The organism is Streptomyces sp. KR55 (assembly GCF_052245645.1).
Lineage (GTDB): Bacteria > Actinomycetota > Actinomycetes > Streptomycetales > Streptomycetaceae > Streptomyces > Streptomyces flavusporus.
On sequence record NZ_JBQQCE010000161.1, the window covers coordinates 1 to 19,498 of the forward strand.

A 19,498-nucleotide genomic window follows, 5' to 3' on the forward strand; every position below is an offset into this window, starting at 1 on the left:
CGCTGCGGTTTCGTGCGGCTGACCGGACGCTGACGGTTGACTAGGCGTCGGCGACTCTGGACGCGGCGGTGGCGCTGGCCGCTGAGCGTACGGGGGCTGTTTTGCGGAGTTAGGTCGCGGTAGCGCCGGGGGACTGCGGGTTTTTGGCGGCTGCGGGTTGGTTGTGGCTGTGTTTACCACGCGGCGGAGCCGCGTGGTAAACACATGCCCCGCGCCCCTTGTGGGGGGCGTGCCCCCACACCCCCCTCGGTCACCTCACTCGTTCGGGTGGCAAATTCGGGTGATCTGGCCCGTTCGGGGCATGCGGTCGACAGAATCGGACCGGCCTTTCGAGGCCGGTCTGCGCTGTCACGGCCTGCAATGGGGGCCTCCGTATGATCCGTAACCCACGGGCGCCCGGCAGGGTGGTCGCGCTGGGGCCTCCCACCATGTGGGGCGCGCAGGACGCGCTGCTACGGCCCATGCCCCCGCGCATCGACGGGCTGAACGTCGCCGCCGCCCAGCTCTCCGCCGACCGCGGCTCCTCCGCCGGCGGCGATCTGTACGAGGTCGTCGCCACCGAGCACGGTGTCCGCGTCGTGATGGGGGACGTACGCGGGCACGGGCTGGCCGCGATAGGGACCGTCGCCGCCGTCCTCGGCAGCTTCCGGGAGGCCGTGCACGACGAGCCCGAACTCGCCGGAGTTCTGCGCCGGATGGACCGCGCCCTGGCCCGGTACCTGAGGGAGCGGGCCGACAGCCTCGCGGCCGAGGAGTTCGTGACCGTCCTGCTGCTGGAGATCGGGCGGGACGGCGAGGTGCGGGCCCTCAACTGCGGCCACCCCTGGCCGTACCGGCTCCTCGGCACCCACGTCGAGCCACTCGCCCGAGCCGATCCCCTCCCACCCCTGGGCTCGTTCCCGCTACCGCCCGACCTGCCCGCCGTACCCTTCGGCCAACTCCGGCCCGGCGAGGCATTGTTCCTCTTCACGGACGGCGCCGAGGACGCCCGAGACGCTCATGGCCGGTTCTTTCCGTTGCCGGAGGTACTCGCGGAGGCTCTGCGCGAGGGCGCGGACACCCCGCAGTCCATGCTGGGTGCCGTCTTCACCCGCGTGTTGCGCCACACCAGCGGCAGCCCCACCGACGACATAGCCCTCCTGGCACTCCGCAACGAACGGCACCACAGACACCCCTCAGGGGCGCGGGGAACTGCGCGAGCAACCACCCCCCACCCGCAGCCGACAACCCACCGCTAGCCCTACGGTCCCCGGCACAGCGAGCGCAGTGCCGCGCGCCGATGCCGGGCCGCAGCTGTACGAGGGGGAGCCGACGGCCCGGCCGGCCTCTTGCGAGGCATTTCAGTCAACCGGCCGGAAACTCTCCGCAACAGTGCGCGCACAGCCCGGATTCGCGCACTCCGTTCACACCCCGTGTGAAGGCGAATTCACTACGCTGTCGACACCGAGCCATCTGGGGGGCCTTTCCGATGCAGCCCAACACTCTGCTCGACGCGATCCTGGACGAGGCGGGGATCTCGCACGCCGGTCTCGCGGCACATGTGAACCAGGCCGGGCGGGCGCGCGGGCTCGCGCTCCGCTACGAACACACCGCCGTGGCACGCTGGTTGAAGGGCCAGCGGCCGCGTGGTCAGGTGCCCGACCTGATCTGCGAGGTGCTCGCCGCCCGGCTGCACCGGCCGGTGACACTCGACGACATCGGACTCGGCGTACCGGGGGAGCCGACCGGCGCGCACGGCACCTCGCTGTCCGGCTTCGTCGAACGCGCCACCGCCCTGTGGCGCTCCGACGAACAGCAGCGCCCGCACGTCCTCGGCGCCCCCGCCGTCACCGGCACGCCGGCCGTCATGCCCGTGTGGGAGTGGGAGAACCCGCCCGAGGACGTGGACGTCTCCCGCGGCGGCCGGCACCGGGTCACCCCGGCCGACATCGAGATGCTGCGCGCCGCCCGCACCCACTACGAGCAGATGTACCGCAAGGCCGGCGGTGTCGCGACCCGCACCCGGATCGTCGGCTTCCTCAACTCCGAGGCGGCGCCCCTGCTGCGCGGCAGCTACACCGACGCCACCGGCCGCCAACTCCACCGCGCCACCGGCGGATTGGTCGCGATCGCCGGCATCTGCGCCTACGACTCCGACGCACACGGCCTCGCCCAGCGCTACTTCCACCAGGCGCTGCGGCTCGCCAAGGCCAGCGGCGACCGGGGACTCGGTGCCTATGTGATCGCGTTGCTCGTCAACCAGTCGCTGTTCATGCGGGAGTACCGCCAGGCCGTCGCCTTCGCGGAGGCTGCGCTGCGGGCCGCAGGCAAGCACATCACCCCGGCCCTCGCCTCCGATCTGTACGCGATGCAGGCGAAGGCGTACGCCCACCTCGGCGACGGCACGAGTGCCCTGTCCTGCATACGGCGGGCCGAGCAGGCCGCCGAACGCATCCGGCGCGGACACGAACCCGACGAGACCGGCTATGTCCAGCCGGGCCTGGTCAACGTCCAGGTGGCGGAGGCACTGCTCAGCCTCGGCGAACTGGCCGCCGCCGGTGAGCATGCCGCGGCCGCCGTGGACAACCCCGCGCACGACCGGGGGCGGGTGCACCGGCTCGCCATGCTCAGCACCATCGAACTGCGCCAGGGCAACGCCGAGAAGGCGGTGGCGACCGCGGTACAGATGGCCGAGCAGGCCCGCGGCATGGAGTCCCAGCGGCTGCGTGACAGACTCCGGGCGGTGCGCGAGCACCTGGTGCGCAGCGGCGGCGCGGGCACGGCCGAGGCCGCCGAACTCATCGACGGGGCACTGCGCGTACCGCTGTAGCGACACCGCCTGAACGGCAACGCCACGCTTTCCCTCTGCTGTGGGCACGCTCCTGCTGCGATATTGCCACTTACTCGGCGGAAGGTGGCAGAACCGTGCAGTGGACGAAACAGAACGAACAAACTGTGTATGAAAACCGCTGGTTCAGCGTCAATCTCGCAGATGTCGAGCTGCCGGACGGCCGGCACCTCGACCACTTCCTGATACGGCTGCGGCCGGTGGCCGTGGCCACGGTGGTGAACGAGGCCAACGAGGTCCTCCTCCTGTGGCGCCACCGCTTCATCACCGACAGCTGGGGGTGGGAACTCGCAGCGGGCGTGGTCGAGGACGGCGAGGACATCGCGGTCGCGGCTGCCCGGGAGCTCGAGGAGGAGACGGGCTGGCGGCCGGGACCCCTGCGCCACCTGATGAGCGTGGAGCCGTCCAACGGGCTCACCGACGCCCGGCACCACATCTACTGGGCCGACGAGGGCGAATACATCGGGCACCCCGTGGACGACTTCGAGTCGGACCGGCGGGAATGGGTCCCCCTCAAGCTCGTCCCCGATCTGGTCGCCCGCGGCGAGGTCCCGGCCGCCAACATGGCGGCCGCACTGCTTTTACTGCACCACCTCAGGCTCGGCCAGGACGCCGTCATCTAGCGGCCCAGTGCCTGCCAGACGGCCACGACGAGGGCGGCCACGGCCGTGACGGCGGTGACCGAGGGCAGCGGCCATCGGGCGTGTTCCAGGGTGATGAGCCGGGTGCTCAACTCGTCCAGTTCCTTGGCGGTTTCCTCGGTGCGATGGGAGAGCAGTGCCAGCCCGCCCTCGACACGGGCGTATGCCACGTCGAGACGGCGACGTAACTCTGCGAGTTCCTCCTGGGCGACGGAATGCTCGGGATCGGCGGTCACGAACCGCTCCTTTCCGTAGTCGTCTTACGTCCCTTGCATGCGCATGGTGAGTCAACTCGCCTGGTGGGCGCCTGGGGAGAGTGTGCGAACGGCATATGCGGGCCCGACGCGCACACGGTGTGTGAATGACGCGGGCCCGGCACCTCTCAGGTGCCGGGCCCACGGAGCGTCGCGCTCGGTAATCAGCCGTAGGTGTAGAAGCCCGAGCCGCTCTTGCGGCCCAGCCGGCCCGCGTCGACCATGCGCTGCAGCAGCGGGGGAGCGGCGTAGAGCGGCTCCTTGTACTCCTCGTACATCGAATGCGCCACCGACGCCACCGTGTCCAGGCCGATCAGGTCGGACAGCTTCAGCGGGCCCATCGGGTGGGCGCAGCCCATCTCCATGCCGTTGTCGATGTCCTCGCGGCTGGCGATGCCGGACTCGAACATCCGGATCGCGGAGAGCAGATAGGGGATCAGCAGCGCGTTGACCACGAAGCCGGAGCGGTCCTGGGCGCGGATGGCGTGCTTGCCGAGCACCTTCTCGGTGAACAGCTGCGCCCGGCCGAGCGTGCCCTCGGAGGTGGTCAGCGCGGGGATGAGCTCGACGAGCTGCTGCACCGGGGCCGGGTTGAAGAAGTGGATGCCGATGACCTGGTCGGGGCGCGAGGTGGCGACGGCCAGCTTCACCAGCGGGATCGAGGAGGTGTTGGAGGCCAGGATCGCGTCCGGGCGGGTCACGACCTGGTCGAGCACCTGGAAGATCTCGGTCTTGACCTGCTCGTTCTCGACGACGGCCTCGATGACCAGATCCCGGTCGGCGAACTCACCGAGGTCGGTGGTGAAGCTCAGCCGCGCCTGCGTGGCGTCCCGCTCCTCCTCGGTGATCTTGCCGCGCTCGGCCGCCTTGGTCAGGGAGTTGAACAGCCGGGTGCGGCCGATCTCCAGGGCCTCGCCGGTGGTCTCGGCGACCTTCACGTCCAGGCCGGCGCGGGCGCACACCTCGGCGATGCCAGCCCCCATCTGGCCGCAGCCCACCACTCCGACGCGCTCGATGTCGGTCACATCGTCCCCTTCGCTGATCCAGTCCCGAGGCAGGTCGCCGGGTTCCGGTGCCTGCTCCATTCGTGCACGTTACCCGTAAGTATCGATGATCGATCACCGGGGTGGGGCATCCTTGGGCGCGGAGACGATCCGTGACGGTGCGGATCCGCAGCGTATGTGGGGGTGCGTGTCGTGGGGCAGCTGTCTCGTCGGGCGTTTGCACTGGCCGCACTGTCGACCCTGGTGATGGCGCGAGACGCGGGTGCGGCCCCCCGTCGGCCGCGCACCACCACCGAGATGCGCGGCATGTGGCTGGCGACCGTGAACAACCGTGACTGGCCCTCCGCCATGGGCCTGACCGTAAAGGAGCAGCGCGCCGAGCTGATCGCCCACCTGGACCGGGCGGTCCGGTGCCGGCTCAACACGGTGATCTTCCAGGTGCGGCCGACGGCCGACGCGCTGTGGTCCTCGCCGTACGAGCCCTGGTCGGAGTACCTCACCGGCACCCAGGGGCAGCACCCCGGGTGGGATCCGCTCGGCACGGCGGTCGACGAGGCGCACGCCCGGGGCCTTGAGCTGCACGCCTGGTTCAACCCGCTGCGGGTGGCGATCCACACCGACCCGACCAGGCTCGTCTCCTCCCACCCGGCCCGCAAGAACCCGGACTGGGTGGTGGCCTACGGCGGCAGGCTCTACTACAACCCCGGGATTCCCGAAGTACGCACCTTCGTGCAGGAGGCGATGCTCGACGCCGTGGCCGGATACCCGGTCGACGCCGTCCACTTCGACGACTACTTCTACCCGTATCCGGTCGCCGGCCAGAGCTTCGACGACGACGAGGCCTACGGCACCCATGGCGCGGACTTCACGAACCGGGCCGACTGGAGGCGGGACAACATCGACCGGCTGGTGCGCGACACCGCGGCCGGCATCAAGGAGGTCCGCCCCGGCACGCGGTTCGGGATCAGCCCGTTCGGAGTGTGGCGCAACGCCGACACCGACCCGCTCGGCTCGGACACCCGGTCCGTGCAGACGTACGACGACCTGTACGCGGACACCCGCAAGTGGGTGCGTGAGAACTGGATCGACTACATCTGCCCACAGCTGTACTGGCACATCGGCAACGCCGCCGCCGACTACGCCACTCTCGTGCCGTGGTGGGCGGAGACGGCACGCGGTACCGGCACACAGCTGTACGTGGGAGAGGCGCTGTACAAGGCCGGTGATCCGGTGCAGCACGAAACCTGGCAGGACCCGGCCGAGCTGTCCCGGCACCTGACCTTCGCCCGCGACCACCCCGAGGTGCGCGGGCACGTCTTCTTCTCCGCCCGCGACGCGGCGGCCGACGCCCTCGGGGCGATGGCGCGGGTGGTCGCCGACCACTATCAGCAGCCGGCGATTCCCCCGCGCTGAATCACTGCCCGGTGGTTTCCTTGTGCCGGATCTCGGTGTCGGGGCCCGGTGAGCACACGCCTTCGTGCCCGTCCTGGAACTTGACGCGGTACGGGGGGTTGCCCTCCTGACCCATCACTTCGACGATCTCGCCGACCTTGTCGTGTTGGCCGACCACCCTGCCGTGCTGGACAAGCTGGTCGCCCACGCTTGCGCGCATCTGGGGCCTCCTCACCATGTGCGGAGCAGCGGTCCGTACTTTCGAGTCTAGGGCGGGCGACGCCGGTCCGTACCGGTGCGTGCGCGCCGCTCAGCCTCGCGCCCGTTGCGTGACGGCGATGCAGACGAGCACGGCCGCAGCCGTCAGCGGCGCGGCCACGGTCAGGTGCTCGCCCAGCAGCAGCACCGACCACACCAGTGTGAGCAGCGGCTGGGCCAACTGCAACTGGCTGGCCTTGGGGATGCCGATGGCCGCCATGCCCCGGTACCAGACGACCAGGCCGAGGAACTGCGAGCCGGCCGCGACCCAGAGCAACCCGGTCACGCTGTGCGCGGTGAGCTGGACGGGCTCGTAGGCGAGGGCGAGCGCCGCGGCGGGCACGGTGAGCGGCAGGCACAGCACCAGCGCCCAGCCGATCACCTGCCAGCCCGGCATGACCCGGGCCAGCCGCCCGCCCTCGGTGTAACCGGCCGCGCACACCAGCAGCGCCGCGAACAGATACAGGTCGGCGGAGGTGAGGGCGCCGCCGCTCTGCTGCACGGTGAAGGCGACCACCGCCGCCGCGCCGGCCAGCGCCGCCGTCCAGAAGGTGCGCGAGGGACGGGTGCCGACGCGCAGGGCGGACAACAGCGCGGTCGTCAGCGGCAGCAGACCGACCACGACCGCGGCGTGCGCGGTGGTGGACGTCTGGAGCGCGAGCGTGGTGAGCAGCGGGAATCCGACGACGACCCCGGCGGCGACGACCGCGAGACCCGGCCAGTGCGACCGGGTGGGCAACGGCACTCTCCCCCACGCTCGGCTTCGCTCGCGCGGGGGCACCCCCACCGCCAGCAGACAGCCCCCCGCGATGAGCGCCGCGAGCACACTGCGCACGGCGACCAGCGACCAGGGCCCGAAGCCCTCCAGGCCCCAGGCGGTGGCGGGGAAGGTGAGCGAGAAGGCGATGACGCCGAGGGCGGCCTGGAGGGTGCCCGCGGAGGCCTTGGTGGGGCCGCTGACCGCTATCCTGGTCGGGGCAGTAGCGCTACTCTGTGTTCTCATGCAAGAGCGTAGCAGTGTCGGTGAACTGGCGGATCAGCTGCGGCGGGACCTCGACCGCTACTCGTACGGTGGAAAGCTCCCATCCAGCCGGGCCCTGGTCGAGCGGTTCCGGGTGAGCCCGGTGACCGTCTCGCGTGCCCTCGCGCAACTGGCGGCCGAAGGTCTGGTCGTGACCCGGCCCGGCGCCGGAGCGTTCCGCGCCCGGCCGCGCGCCGAGGCCGCACCTGCCGGGGACACCTCCTGGCAGGAGGTCTCCCTCAGCGCGGACGGCGCCGCCGAGCTCGTACCGCGCTCGGTGGACGCCTCCGGCGTCCTGGTCTCGCTCGCCGCCCCGCCGCCCGGCGTGATCGAGTTCAACGGCGGCTATCTGCACCCCTCCCTCCAGCCGGAGCGGGCGATGGCGGCGGCGCTGTCCCGGGCCGGGCGTCGGCCCGGTGCCTGGGGCAGGCCGCCCATGGAGGGGCTGCCGGAGCTGCGCGAGTGGTTCGCGCGCAGCATCGGCGGCGCGGTCACGGCGGCCGAGGTTCTGGTCACCTCCGGCGGACAGTCGGCGCTGACCACCGCCCTGCGCGCACTGGCGCCGCCCGGCGCGCCGGTGCTCGTGGAGTCGCCCACCTACCCCGGCATGCTGGCCATCGCGCGGGCGGCGGGCCTGCGTCCCGTGCCGGTCCCGGTGGACCCGGACGGGGTGCGTCCCGCCCTTCTCGCCGACGCGTTCCGGGCCACCGGCGCCCGGGTGTTCGTCTGCCAGCCGCTCTTCCAGAACCCGACCGGCGCCGTACTCGCCCCCGACCGCCGCGCCGAGGTGCTGCGCATCGCTCGCGAGGCCGGGGCCTTCGTCGTCGAGGACGACTTCGTACGACGGCTCGTGCACGCCGACGCGCCGCCGCTGCCGCGTCCGCTGGCCGCCGACGATCCCGACGGAGTCGTCGTGCATGTCAGCTCGCTGACCAAGGCGACCTCACCCAGCTTCCGGGTGAGCGCCCTGGCCGCGCGCGGCCCGGTGCTGGAACGGCTGCGCGCCATCCAGGTCGTCGACACCTTCTTCGTGCCCCGGCCCCTGCAGGAGGCCGCGCTGGAACTCGTCGGCTCGCCCGCCTGGCCGCGCCACCTGAGGACGGTCTCGACGGAGCTGAAGGCCCGCCGCGATGCGATGACGTCCGCGCTGCGGCTGCACCTGCCCGAACTCGCCCTGCCGCACATCCCGTCGGGCGGCTACCACCTCTGGCTGCGCCTGCCTGACGGTACCGACGAGTCGGCGTTCACCGCGGCCGCCCTCCGCGCGGGCGTCGCGATCACCCCCGGCCGCCCGTACTTCAGCGCCGAACCCCCGGCCGCACACCTGCGCCTGAGCTTCGCGGCGGTGGCCGGGACGGGGGAGATCGCCGAAGGGGTACGGCGGTTGCGGGCGGCCTACGCCGAGGTCGGCTAGCCGAACGCCACCGAAATCCACTCGACGCCGGCTCCCGCCGCCTGTGAATCTCCCCCGATCCGTCGGTCCGCCGCAAGGGGCTCGGGACGGCGCTGGTCGGTGCCGTGCGGGAGGAGTTGCGGCCGTACGGGCTGCGCCGGATCCTGCTCGCCACCCACGACGCGCACGGCGTCTACGAGAAGCTCGGGTTCGCTCCGCTGGAGCGGCCGGATCAATGGATGGCGCTCCATTTCTACCGAGTTGTCCGGCTGGTCCTGACCTGGAAGTAAGGTTTCGCGCACCCTGGGTAACTCAGAGGTAACACCTCTTGACCTGCGCACTTGCGCGAATCACGATCGCGGCATGTCACTTCGGGTCACGTTCGTCGCCGCGGCGCGCAGCTCCCCGCTGCTCGCGGAGCGCTTCGAGGACGACCGTCCACTGGACCAGGCCGGCTGGGACGAGGTGCAGCGCGTCGCCCACGCTCTGGTGCCGCTGTCGGCGGCCGAGCTGCGCTGCTGCTCGCCCACCCCGCGCAGCCGCGCCACCGGCGACGCCCTCGGGTACGCGCCACTGGTGCAACTCGCGCTGCGCGACTGCGACATGGGCCGCTGGCGCGGGCTGACGCTCGGCGAGGCGATGGCCCGCGAGCCGGAGGCGGTGGACGCCTGGCTCGCGGACCCGCGCGGCACACCGCACGGCGGCGAGTCGCTGCTGGCGTTCATCACCCGGGTCGGCGGCTGGCTCGACACCCGGCCTGTGGAGGACGGCGGCCGGGTCGTCGCCGTGGCCGAGCCCTCGGTGATCCGCGCCGCCCTGGTGTACGCCCTGAAGGCGCCGCCCGCGACGTACTGGAACATCGACGTCCGCCCGCTGTCGACAACGACCGTCACCGGCCGGGCGGGCCGCTGGAACCTGCGCTTCGACGGGGTGCCGACCCAGCCCTCACGGACGTAGAGGTGACGGGAGCCCGAAGTGCTCGACGAGGATCCGCATCGTGTGGGCGCCGTCCGCGTTGAACTCGGGGTCGGCGTCGTAGCGCGAGGTGTCCCGGCCGACGATCCCCGCGTCCAGCAGCTCCCGCACCAGCAGATCGGCCATGGCGCCGCCGCGCCGCGACTCGCGGCGCCCCCCGACATTGAGATACAGCTCCTCGAACCCGCCCCGGTTGTATGTGAACTGGAAGGGGTGCTCGGGGCAGTGCGGGACCAGGTAGCTCTGCCCGTGCGGGCAGGCGCATGCGGGTGTGGAGGCCAGGAACACGGTCTCCGCGTTGCCCTCGTAGCGGAAGCCGGTGATGTCGCGTGCCAGCTTCCAGACGTTCCCGCCGTGCGGCACGGCGGGGGCGTCATGGGACACCCAGGCCCAGCCTGACGACTCGCCGGTTGCGGAGGCGGGCAGTCCGGCCTGGGCGAAGACGCCGGACAGGGTGGGCAGGTCCATGCCCTTGCAGAAGGTGACGAACGTGTTCGGGGCGAGCCACGTCACCGCGCCGTCACCTCCGCGGCCAGCGGCGGCGACGGCAGGTTGTAGAAGTCGGCGATCACCTTCATGAGCTGCTCCCGGTCGTCGCCGGCGTGCTCCCAGCAGGCGTGGTCGTCGTCGTCCGCGTGCGGGCAGTACGCGTCGGGGCCGATGAGGTTCGCGGCCAGCAGCTCGGGGGAGAGGTGGTCCGGGTCGTCGCCCACGCGCTGGCCCAGGTCCTCGAAGCTGAAGTGGAGGATCAGCCGGCCGTCGCGGTAGTAGTCGAAGTCGGGCGGGAAGCCCTTGGGGCTGCACGGCTCGGTCACGATCACGACCAGCTCGGCGCCGTCCGGGCACACGCGTCGGTAGTCGATGGGGCCGTAGTCCTCGATGTCCGCGTTGAGCATGTCGTGCACCGCCCATATCCAGCCGTTCCCCTCGCCGTGGTCGAGGGGAACGCGCGCCAGTTCGCGCAGGCCGCCGGTGAGGGCGTCGAGTGAAGTGCCCCGTGCGAAGACGACGTTCACCTCGTGGTGGCCGTAGGAGTCCTGGGTCCATTTGGTCATGCCGAGCACCTTAGAGGCGGGCACTGACAGTCGGTTCGCGTGTGTAGTCGGTGGTGAGCACGAGGTCCTTCGCGGGCCCGCCCACCCGCCACACCGACCGCCAGCGGTCCTCGTCGAGGACGGTGAACTCGCCCCGGTACAGGTCGGCCGCGCAGGGGTGGTCGGCGAGGTGACGGCCCGCGGTCAGGTCCAGGTCGTGGAAGGGCCGGCCGTCGGCGAAGCGGACGTCCGCCGTGCCGGGCGAACTCCCGGGCAGGAAGCGCAGCGTCCGCTCGGCGGGCCGGGCCACTCCCTGCCAGACGAAAGTGCCGGACTCCTCGTGCAGCAGCCCGCCGCTCTCCAGCGGGCTGAAAAGGGTCGTCCCGGTGAACTCGCCCCGCTCACCGCTCGCGAGATCCCGCACCGAGCGTTCCACCCGCCAGTGCCCGGCCAGATACGCCAGCACATCCGGTACTGGCCAGAACTCGCCCATTCCGTCCCGCTCTCCGTCCCGCCCGTCACTGCGCGACCCATTGACGCCACTGCGCCCCCTCCCTATCTTGCCGTTCGAAGTGCTGACCAATGTCCGATATATCGAACAGCTCCCATCGTCGAGCCGCGGAGTATCCATGTCACGCACCACCCGCACCCGCTGGAGACTCGGTCTCACCGCGACCGCCCTCCTGACGGCCTTCGCCTTCGTGCCCGCCCCCGCGCACGCCGAGGCCGTCACCGACTACGAGATCACCGTCGACCCGGCCCGGACCGGCGCCGAGATCGACGACACGATGTACGGCGTCTTCTTCGAGGACATCAACCGGGCCGCGGACGGCGGCCTGTACGCCGAGCTCGTGCAGAACCGGTCCTTCGAGTACTCCACCGCCGACCACTCCTCCTACACCCCCCTGACCTCCTGGACGGTCGGCGGCACGGCACAGGTCCACAACGACGACGGCCGGCTCAACGAGCGCAACCGCAACTACCTCTCCCTGGACGCCGGTTCGTCCGTGACGAACGCCGGCTACAACACCGGGATCCGGCTGGAGAAGGGCAAGAGGTACGACTTCTCGGTCTGGGCGCGCGCCGCGGCCGGCACCACCCTCACCGTGTCCCTGAAGGACGCCGCCGGCGAACTGGCGAGCGCCCGCCAGGTGGCCGCCAAGGGTGGCTGGAAGAAGTACACCGCCACCTTCACCGCGACCCGCACCAGCAGCCGCGGCCGTCTCACCGTCGCTGCCACCGAGGCCGCAGCCCTCGACATGGTGTCGCTGTTCCCGCGGGACACCTACAAGAACCAGCCGAACGGCCTGCGCAAGGACCTCGCCGAGAAGATCGAGGCTCTCGACCCGGCGTTCGTCCGCTTCCCGGGCGGCTGTCTGGTCAACACCGGCTCCATGCAGGACTACAGCGAGGCCTCCGGCTGGCAGCGCAAGCGGTCCTACCAGTGGAAGGACACCGTCGGCCCGGTCGAGGAGCGCGCCACCAACGCCAACTTCTGGGGCTACAACCAGAGTTACGGCCTCGGCTACTACGAGTACTTCCGCTTCTCCGAGGACATCGGCGCCATGCCGCTGCCCGTCGTCCCGGCCCTGGTCACCGGATGCGGCCAGAACCGCGCCACCGACGACGAGGCGCTGCTCCAGCGGCACATCCAGGACACCCTCGACCTCATCGAGTTCGCCAACGGCCCGGCGACCTCGAAGTGGGGCAAGGTGCGCGCCGAGATGGGCCACCCGAAGCCCTTCGGCCTGACCCACATCGGCGTCGGCAACGAGGAGAACCTGCCCAACGAGTTCTTCGCCCGCTTCCAGAAGTTCCGCGCCGCGATCGAGGCCAAGTACCCCGACATCACCGTCATCTCCAACTCCGGCCCGGACGACGCGGGAACCACCTTCGACACCGCGTGGAAGCTCAACCGCGAGGGCAAGGTCGACATGGTCGACGAGCACTACTACAACAGCCCGCAGTGGTTCCTGCAGAACAACGACCGCTACGACAGCTATGACAGAAGCGGCCCGAAGGTCTTCCTCGGCGAGTACGCCTCCCAGGGCAACGCCTTCAAGAACGCCCTCGCCGAGGCCGCGTTCATGACCGGCCTGGAGCGCAACGCGGACGTCGTCAAGCTCGCCTCGTACGCCCCGCTGCTCGCCAACGAGGACTACGTGCAGTGGCGTCCGGACATGATCTGGTTCAACAACCACGCCTCCTGGAACTCGGCGAACTACGAGGTCCAGAAGCTGTTCATGAACAACGTCGGCGACCGGGTGATCCCCTCCACCGCGACCGGCACCCCGAACGTCAGCGGCCCGATCACCGGCGCGATCGGCCTGTCCACCTGGGCGACCAGCGCCGCGTACGACGACGTGAAGGTCACCTCCGCCGACGGCACCACCCTGCTGAGCGACGACTTCTCCGGTGACGCCTCGAAGTGGAAGCACGTGGGCGGCGGCAGCTGGTCCATCCAGGACGGCGCCTACGTCCAGACCGACGCCGCCGCCGAGAACACCCTGGTGACCGCCGGCGACCCGGCCTGGAAGGACTATGACCTGCATGTGAAGGCCACCAAGAAGTCCGGCAAGGAGGGCTTCCTCGTCGCCTTCGGCGTCAAGGACACCGGCAACTACTACTGGTGGAACCTCGGCGGCTGGAACAACACCAGCTCTGCCGTCGAGCAGGCCTCGGACGGCGGCAAGTCGACGCTGATCTCCAAGCCGCACTCGATCGAGACGGGCCGCGCCTACGACATCGACATCAAGGTGCGGGGCCGCCAGGTCAGCCTCTACCTGGACGGACAGCTGTGGGGCAGCTTCACCGACGACAAGCCGGCCGAGCCGTTCCGCCAGGTCGTCACCGAGGACGAGCGCACCGGTGACCTGATCGTCAAGGTCGTCAACGCGCAGTCCACGGCGGCCCGTACGGCGATCGACCTGGGCGGCGCGAAGGTCTCCTCGCGGGCCCGGGTCACCACCCTGGCCGCCGACCCCGAGGACGTGAACACCGAGACGGACACGCCGGTCACCCCGGTGAAGTCCACGTTCACGGGTGTCGCCGGGAAGTTCACCTACACCTTCCCGGCGAACTCGGTCACGTTCCTGAGGATCGCCCAGCGGTAAGGCGGTACGGGCGGCTCAGACGCCGAAGTAGGCCTGGGCCGCCCGCACCCCCTCCGCCAGCGCGTCCATTTCCGCCGGCGTGTTGTAGACGTGGAAGCTCGCCCGGGTCGTCGCCGGAACGCCGTACCGCCGCACGATCGGGCGGGCGCAGTGATGGCCGACCCGGACGGCGATCCCGCGCTCGTCCAGGACCTGGCCGACGTCGTGCGGGTGGACGCCGTCGACCGTGAAGGACACGGCGCCGCCCCGGTCGGCCAGGTCGCGCGGGCCGACGATCCGGACGCCCGGGATCTCGCCCAGCAGCTCCAGGGCCCGCGCGGTGAGCCGGTCCTCGTACGCCGCCACCTCGGTCATGTCCAGTGCCTGGAGATAGTCCACCGCCGCCGCCAGGCCCACCGCCTGGGAGGTCATCGGCACACCCGCCTCGAAGCGCTGAGGCGGCGGCAGGAAGGTCGTCCGCTCCATCTCCACGATCTCGACCATCGACCCGCCGGTCAGGAACGGCGGCAGAGAGTCGAGCAGGTCGCGCCGACCCCACAGCACGCCGATGCCGTACGGGCCGAGCATCTTGTGCCCGGAGAAGGCCAGGAAGTCCGCGCCCAGCTCGGTGACGTCCGCCGGCCGGTGGGGCACCGACTGGGCGCCGTCGACCACCACCAGCGCACCCACCGCATGGGCGCGGTCGGCCAGCGATCGCACGGGGTTGACCGTGCCGAGGACGTTCGACTGGTGGGTGACGGCGACGACCTTGGTCCGCTCGTCGATCAGTTCGTCGATCCGGGACAGGTCGAGGCGGCCCTCGTCGGTCAGCCCGAACCAGTCCAGCGTGGCGCCGGTCCGCTCGGCGAGCTGCTGCCAGGGCACCAGGTTGGCGTGGTGCTCCATCTCCGTGACGACGATCCGGTCACCGGGACCGATCCGGCGGGCGTTGCCCAGCGCGTAGGCGACCAGGTTGATGCCCTCGGTGGTGTTCCGGGTGAAGACGATCTCGTCGTCCGCCGCGCCGACGAAACGGGCGACGGTGTGTCGCGCGTTCTCGTACGCCTCCGTCGCCTCCCCGGCGAGCTGGTGGGCGCCGCGGTGCACGGCCGCGTTGTGGTGGAGCAGGAAGTCCCGCTCGGCGTCGAGGACCTGGAGCGGTTTCTGGGTGGTGGCGCCGGAGTCCAGGTAGACGAGGCGGGCGCCGCTGTCCAGGGTCCGCTCCAGGATCGGGAAGTCCTTGCGCAGCGCGTCCACGTCGAAGGCCACGACGCCTCACCTCTCACGGGTTCTCACGGGGTCTGTGATTGTTTGCCGTGAGGAACGCTAGGTCTCCTCACGGAGAATCGCAAGCATTAGCATGAGAACGTGGATCATGAGTCCCCCGTCTACCTGCATCAGCTCCCGGTCCCGGGCGAGGAGCGCTATGTCTCGCTGGCCCTGGTCAACAGCCGGTTTACGCTCAGTCACGGCCGGGTCGACCTGCTCGACGACGCCGAGGCCGCCCATCTGTGGCTGGTCCGGCACGAGCTGCTGCCCGACCGGGCCGCGCTGAACGGCCGGCAGTTCGGCAGGCTGCTCGGGCTGCGCCAGGCGCTGCGCGCCCTCTTCACGGCGTACGGCACCCAGGCCGTCCCCCCGGCCGACAGCCTCGCCGTCCTCAACTCCGCGCTGGCGGCGGCCCCGCCCATCCCGCGCCTCGACTGGACCGCCGACGGCCCGCGCCGCGCCCACACCCCCGACGCGGACAACCCGGTCGGCACCGCGCTCTCCCTGCTCGCCGAGGACGCCGCCGACCTGCTCACCGGCGCCGAGGCCGGCCAGCTCGCCGAGTGCGCCGCCCAGGGCTGCGCCCGCTGGTTCCTGCGCTCCCACGCCGCCCGCCGCTGGTGCACCACGAAGTGCGGCAACCGGGTCCGGGCGGCACGGGCGTACGCGGCGAAGCAGGGCCGGGCGGCGCTCGGCCGGACACGTCCCTAGGCGTCCTTGCGCCGGAAGCCGCGCCGGGGATCCGGTCCCTGCGCCGGAGCGGTGGGCGGCCCGGTGAACGGCGGCTGCGCCTTGAACCGCTCGTCGAGGGTGACCGTGGGCGTCAGGCGGTGCAGGGCGGCGCGGACCAGGGTGAGCGGATGATCCGGGAACTGCGCGTCCCAGTGCTCGTGATCGGCCACGTGGTACGGCAGCCCGCCGAGCTGTCCGCCGTCGGCGTACGGGTGGGGCCGGAAGTACTCCGCGGGCCCCACCTGGGCCATCACCATCGCCTCGCGCATCCCGGTCGCAGAGCCCTCGGCGGCCTGCACCTTCAGTACGGTGCTGCACCCGGCCCTCGGCACGGTCCACGACCCCAGGAAGACCTGCCCGGGGCCGTTGGGCCGTGGCACCTTGATGAGCTGCCGGACCGCCGGCAGGCCGTCGACGGCCCCGGTCTCGGCCTCGACGAGCCCGCCCCCGGCCCTCGCCACTCCGTGCGCCAGTCCGGTCCGGAGCCGCTCCGGCTCGTGCAGCGGCGCGGGCAGGTCCGGCACGAGGGGGAAGAAGTGCACCGACAGGACGAGGCCCGCGGCGTCGGTCCACACGCCGGGCTCGTGCGCGGTGAAGCCGGTGAGGTCGAGGCTGGTGATCGGAGTCGTCATGAAGATCATCATGCCGGGCCGGCCCTTCCCCGCCCCCGGGGGGACCAGGCGCCTTCGCCTCACGCCCCGACGTGCACGAAGGCGGCCCACTGGAGCGGCGAGGCGTGGTCGTACTCCAGGGGGTCCCGCAACGCCACGGCCTCGAAGCAGGCCTCGGCCACGCTGTCCGGGATCCAGGGGTGGCCCGTCTCCAGCCACCGCGTGAACCGGTCGCGTTTGGCGCCGTTGGAGGTGTCCCTGAGCCATCGCTGGGCCGCCGCGAGCGCCGCGGCCGTGCCCTGCGCGGGGTCGCTGCGCCACCGGTCGTAGAAGTCGGTCATCAGCAGCAGCGCGGTGGCGTCGGGTACCTCCCACAGCGACGCGACGACCGCCGCGGCACCGGCCTGGAGCAGACCGGTGGGCAGGCCGACGACCTCGTCGGGCAAGGCCGTGCCGGACAGCCCGCTGTCGCAGGCGGAGAGCACGACCAGCCGGGCGCGGATCCGCATCCGCATCAGCGCGCTCAGCGTGAGCACCTGCCCGTGGGCGAGCACCAGGCCACCGCGCAGCGGTGTCATCAGGTCGGCGGCCCCGTGGCAGGCGAAGTGCAGCACGTCGGCGGAGGGGGCCAGCCGCGCGACATCGGTGACTCGTGCGTCCGTGCCCACCCGCTCGGCTCCGGGCGCGGCGAGGGCGGCCGCGACCATCCGGGCCTCCTCGGCCGCGTAGGGCAGCGCCGCTCCCGACTCCACCGGGGCACCCACCGCCAGCACCGTGGCCGCGGCCGGCGTCCGGCTGTCGGACGCCCGCCGCCGGGACTCCCTCCACGCCTGGAGGTTCGGTGCCGTCGGTACGCTGCCCAGGTCGATCAGGTGGCGCGGAGCCGACTCGCCGGGGCCGTCCGGGCGGGCCGCGTGCAGCGGGAGCAGCCCGAGCAGGCCGACGGACACGAACACCTCCGGCAGGCCGCCCAGTTCGCGCAGTACGTCGCGCAGCGCCGCCTCCCACAACCAGCCGCCGATGTCCCGCAGCGCCCGCTCCCGCTCGGCGGCGTCGGCGTCCTCCCGGTACAGCGCGATCACGGCGTCGCGCACGGCGTCGTCGACGAGGGAGTCGAGCCAGACCGGTGCGGGCTCCGCGCCCGGCCGCAGCAGGAGGGCCACGCCTCCCCAGGGAGCGGGCACGAGGTACACGGCGCTTCCGGCGGGCTCCCGCGGGTCGGGGGGAAGCAGACGCGTGATGCGCTCGGCGAGTTCGTCCAGGGCCCGCTGAAGCTCCCGCACCCGCAGCGCGTGGCCTTGGGCGTCGGGCGGGGCGTGGCCGGCGACGTCGGCGCCCTCCAGGACGGCCAGTTCGGCGGTCAGCCGGTCCCATCGGTCGGCCAGATCCGGGTGGCCGGCGGCCCGCAGCGCGCCGAGGTCCTGGTGGTCCCGGTCGAGCACGCGGGACAGCAGCATGGCCCGCCCTTCCTCGATGGCCCGTACGGCCTCGGCGTACCGACCGCCCTTGGCGAGCGCGTAGGCCGTCATCGCGGGCAGTCCGTCGGCGCGTTCGAGCCAGGCCTCGCTGTGACCGCGCCGGTGCTGGGTGCGCACCAGCCGTGCCATGGCCCGCATCCCGGTGCTCAGGTGCTCGGCGGCCTCCTCCCAGCGGCCGCTCGCGCAGAGACCGGCGCCCAGCAGCCCGGCCACGCGCAGCACGGTGCCGGGCGCGGTGAGCTCCCCCTCGCGCACCGCCTCGGCGAACGTCGCCTCCACCTCCGTGAAGTCGTCGCCGCCGATCGACACCTGGTTCATCAACGCCGAGGCCAGCGCGGCCAGATACGTGGGCCGGAACGCCGAGTCGCGGGGCAGCGCCTCCAGGGCCCGGCGGTACGTGCGCACGGCGGTGTCGATGTCGTCGCGCTCCTCGCTGAGCGTGAACGCCAGCTGATATCCGTTGGCGAGGTTGAACAGCCTGCGCGCGAGATGGGGCGACGCCGACGCGGTTCCCCGCACCGCTCCTTCGAGCACGGTGAGCGCCCGCCGCATGTCGCCGGGCCGTTCACCGGCGTGGATCCGGTCGACCAGGACGTTGCCGTAGTTCGTCAGGACGCGGGCGTACTGGTCGATGCCGGGCGGTGTGATCTCCACCAGGTTCTCGAACAGGTCGATCGCCGCGTCCCGGTCGTCCTGGGAGCCGGTGACCCGGGCGCGCGACGACAGGACGTTGCCGAGGTTGTTCGCCGCGCCGCGGTGGAAGTGGGTGCCGGGGGCCGCGCACTGCAGTGCCTCCAGGTAGACCTGGACCGCCTCGTCGAGCGCCGCCAGCTCGCCCGTGTGGTCGAAGCGGATCCGCAGCAGTGTCCCCAGCGTGCCCAGATGCGCGTGGAGCTTCGGTGACGGGCGGCGGGTCGCGGCGCGGGCCGCCTCGATGGCCTCGTCCAGCAGGGGGCCGTCCCACCGGAGTTCGACGTGCAGGCGCAGGGCCATGGCCAGCTCCCCCTGCACATCCGCCCGGTCGGTCTCGGGCAGTGAGCCGTCGTCGATCAGCGACCGCAGCAGGGCCACGGCCCGCTCCAGCGGCTCGGGATCGCCGCCGAACTCGAAGTGCCAGACGAGGACCTCGGCGAGCGAGGACACACAGGCCGGGTACAGGTGGAAGCCCGGCGGGCACAGCTCCAACGCCTGTTCCGCGGCCGGCAGCGCGGCGCCCAGGGGGCCGCCGTCGCCACCTGTCGCCCGCTCGTGCAGGGCCGCCGCCATGGCCCGTACGTACCGGGCCTGGCACAGCTCCTCGCGGGTGGCCGCCCGCCGCTCCGCCCGGCGCAGCGCCCGGTGGCAGCGCTTGGCGAAGCGGAGGTCGCCCAGCCGCTCGGCGGCGTAGTGCAGTCCGACGGCCAGCTGGAGCCAGGACAGGTGACCGTCCTCGCGTCGCGCGATCGACCGCAGCGCGGACAGCGCCTGCTCGGCCTCGTCGGGCCCGGCCGCGTGGACGATCTTCCGGTGCAGCAGCG

18 protein-coding genes and 1 pseudogene are annotated in these 19,498 nt (G+C 71.8%); 9 read left to right on the forward strand and 10 right to left on the reverse strand.

Translation table 11 applies throughout. The annotated features are described in order from the left end of the window. Positions 1–374 precede the first annotated feature (374 nt). The 3 genes from ACTWQJ_RS23495 (at position 375) to ACTWQJ_RS23505 (ending at position 3,450) form a co-directional block, all read left to right on the forward strand. A complete protein-coding gene (locus ACTWQJ_RS23495) occupies positions 375–1,238 on the forward strand; it encodes a PP2C family protein-serine/threonine phosphatase (RefSeq protein WP_443308575.1) in 864 nt (287 codons plus the stop codon). 230 nt (positions 1,239–1,468) lie between these two features. Then, complete coding sequence (locus ACTWQJ_RS23500; RefSeq protein ID WP_409473148.1) at positions 1,469–2,809, forward strand: transcriptional regulator; 1,341 nt, start codon at positions 1,469–1,471, stop codon at positions 2,807–2,809. Positions 2,810–2,904: 95 nt separating this feature from the next. Next, a complete protein-coding gene (locus ACTWQJ_RS23505) occupies positions 2,905–3,450 on the forward strand; it encodes an NUDIX hydrolase (RefSeq protein ID WP_224734404.1) in 546 nt (181 codons plus the stop codon). On the opposite strand, the gene ACTWQJ_RS23510 is transcribed toward ACTWQJ_RS23505, so the two are convergent. Together ACTWQJ_RS23510 and ACTWQJ_RS23515 are read right to left on the reverse strand one after the other, a co-directional pair. Continuing rightward, positions 3,447–3,704 carry a hypothetical protein gene (locus ACTWQJ_RS23510; protein WP_443308576.1) on the reverse strand — a complete coding sequence of 86 codons (258 nt, stop codon included), beginning with the start codon at positions 3,702–3,704 and terminating at the stop codon, positions 3,447–3,449. The two genes, ACTWQJ_RS23505 and ACTWQJ_RS23510, sit on opposite strands and share 4 nt — an antisense overlap. Positions 3,705–3,886: 182 nt before the next feature. Continuing rightward, positions 3,887–4,747, reverse strand: a complete 861-nt coding sequence (locus ACTWQJ_RS23515; RefSeq protein ID WP_409475010.1) for a 3-hydroxybutyryl-CoA dehydrogenase — start codon at positions 4,745–4,747, stop codon at positions 3,887–3,889. A gap of 225 nt (positions 4,748–4,972) precedes the next feature. Between ACTWQJ_RS23515 and ACTWQJ_RS23520 the strand changes: the two genes are divergently transcribed. Further along, positions 4,973–6,139, forward strand: a complete 1,167-nt coding sequence (locus ACTWQJ_RS23520; RefSeq protein ID WP_443308588.1) for a glycoside hydrolase family 10 protein — start codon at positions 4,973–4,975, stop codon at positions 6,137–6,139. Between the two features lies 1 nt (position 6,140). Here the strand turns inward: ACTWQJ_RS23520 and ACTWQJ_RS23525 are convergent, their stop codons facing one another. Both ACTWQJ_RS23525 and ACTWQJ_RS23530 read right to left on the reverse strand, forming a co-directional pair. Further along, on the reverse strand, positions 6,141–6,338 hold the full coding sequence (locus tag ACTWQJ_RS23525; protein ID WP_129796912.1) for a DUF1918 domain-containing protein: 198 nt from the start codon (positions 6,336–6,338) through the stop codon (positions 6,141–6,143). Between the two features lie 90 nt (positions 6,339–6,428). After that, on the reverse strand, positions 6,429–7,379 hold the full coding sequence (locus ACTWQJ_RS23530; protein ID WP_443308577.1) for a DMT family transporter: 951 nt from the start codon (positions 7,377–7,379) through the stop codon (positions 6,429–6,431). Here ACTWQJ_RS23530 and ACTWQJ_RS23535 point away from each other — a divergent pair. The 3 genes and pseudogenes from ACTWQJ_RS23535 to ACTWQJ_RS23545 all read left to right on the forward strand — a co-directional run bounded on the left by ACTWQJ_RS23535 (position 7,378) and on the right by ACTWQJ_RS23545 (position 9,747). Beyond that, the gene (locus tag ACTWQJ_RS23535) at positions 7,378–8,811 is read left to right on the forward strand and encodes an aminotransferase-like domain-containing protein (protein WP_443308578.1); all 1,434 of its coding nucleotides are present in this window, start codon (positions 7,378–7,380) and stop codon (positions 8,809–8,811) included. The genes ACTWQJ_RS23530 and ACTWQJ_RS23535 overlap by 2 nt on opposite strands. 56 nt (positions 8,812–8,867) lie before the next feature. After that, a pseudogene (locus ACTWQJ_RS23540) lies at positions 8,868–9,080 on the forward strand (GNAT family N-acetyltransferase); the annotation flags it as partial. A 73-nt stretch (positions 9,081–9,153) separates the two neighbouring features. Next, positions 9,154–9,747 carry a histidine phosphatase family protein gene (locus ACTWQJ_RS23545; RefSeq protein WP_443308579.1) on the forward strand — a complete coding sequence of 198 codons (594 nt, stop codon included), beginning with the start codon at positions 9,154–9,156 and terminating at the stop codon, positions 9,745–9,747. Here ACTWQJ_RS23545 and ACTWQJ_RS23550 read toward each other — a convergent pair. Genes ACTWQJ_RS23550 through ACTWQJ_RS23560 form a run of 3 tightly spaced genes read right to left on the reverse strand, consistent with a single transcriptional unit; the run spans position 9,736 to position 11,292 of the window. Next, entirely contained in the window at positions 9,736–10,278 is a 543-nt protein-coding gene (locus ACTWQJ_RS23550) for a hypothetical protein (RefSeq protein WP_443308580.1), read from the reverse strand. The genes ACTWQJ_RS23545 and ACTWQJ_RS23550 overlap by 12 nt on opposite strands. Then, positions 10,275–10,820, reverse strand: a complete 546-nt coding sequence (locus ACTWQJ_RS23555; RefSeq protein WP_443308581.1) for a hypothetical protein — start codon at positions 10,818–10,820, stop codon at positions 10,275–10,277. Before ACTWQJ_RS23555 ends, ACTWQJ_RS23550 begins: the two co-directional genes overlap by 4 nt. A 10-nt stretch (positions 10,821–10,830) precedes the next feature. Continuing rightward, complete coding sequence (locus ACTWQJ_RS23560) at positions 10,831–11,292, reverse strand: DUF6314 family protein (RefSeq protein ID WP_443308582.1); 462 nt, start codon at positions 11,290–11,292, stop codon at positions 10,831–10,833. A 136-nt stretch (positions 11,293–11,428) separates the two neighbouring features. Between ACTWQJ_RS23560 and ACTWQJ_RS23565 the strand changes: the two genes are divergently transcribed. Beyond that, on the forward strand, positions 11,429–13,912 hold the full coding sequence (locus tag ACTWQJ_RS23565; protein WP_443308583.1) for an alpha-L-arabinofuranosidase C-terminal domain-containing protein: 2,484 nt from the start codon (positions 11,429–11,431) through the stop codon (positions 13,910–13,912). 15 nt (positions 13,913–13,927) lie between these two features. On the opposite strand, the gene ACTWQJ_RS23570 is transcribed toward ACTWQJ_RS23565, so the two are convergent. Further along, positions 13,928–15,160 (reverse strand): cysteine desulfurase, encoded by a 1,233-nt coding sequence (locus ACTWQJ_RS23570; protein WP_443308584.1) that lies wholly within the window; start codon positions 15,158–15,160, stop codon positions 13,928–13,930. Between the two features lie 99 nt (positions 15,161–15,259). Here ACTWQJ_RS23570 and ACTWQJ_RS23575 point away from each other — a divergent pair, with 99 nt between their 5' ends. Next, on the forward strand, positions 15,260–15,871 hold the full coding sequence (locus ACTWQJ_RS23575; RefSeq protein WP_443308585.1) for an ABATE domain-containing protein: 612 nt from the start codon (positions 15,260–15,262) through the stop codon (positions 15,869–15,871). Here the strand turns inward: ACTWQJ_RS23575 and ACTWQJ_RS23580 are convergent. Continuing rightward, on the reverse strand, positions 15,868–16,524 hold the full coding sequence (locus tag ACTWQJ_RS23580; RefSeq protein ID WP_443308586.1) for a hypothetical protein: 657 nt from the start codon (positions 16,522–16,524) through the stop codon (positions 15,868–15,870). The two genes, ACTWQJ_RS23575 and ACTWQJ_RS23580, sit on opposite strands and share 4 nt — an antisense overlap. A 59-nt stretch (positions 16,525–16,583) precedes the next feature. Continuing rightward, positions 16,584–19,498, reverse strand: a 2,915-nt coding sequence (locus tag ACTWQJ_RS23585) for a CHAT domain-containing protein (RefSeq protein ID WP_443308587.1), incomplete at its 5' end; no start/stop codon positions are given.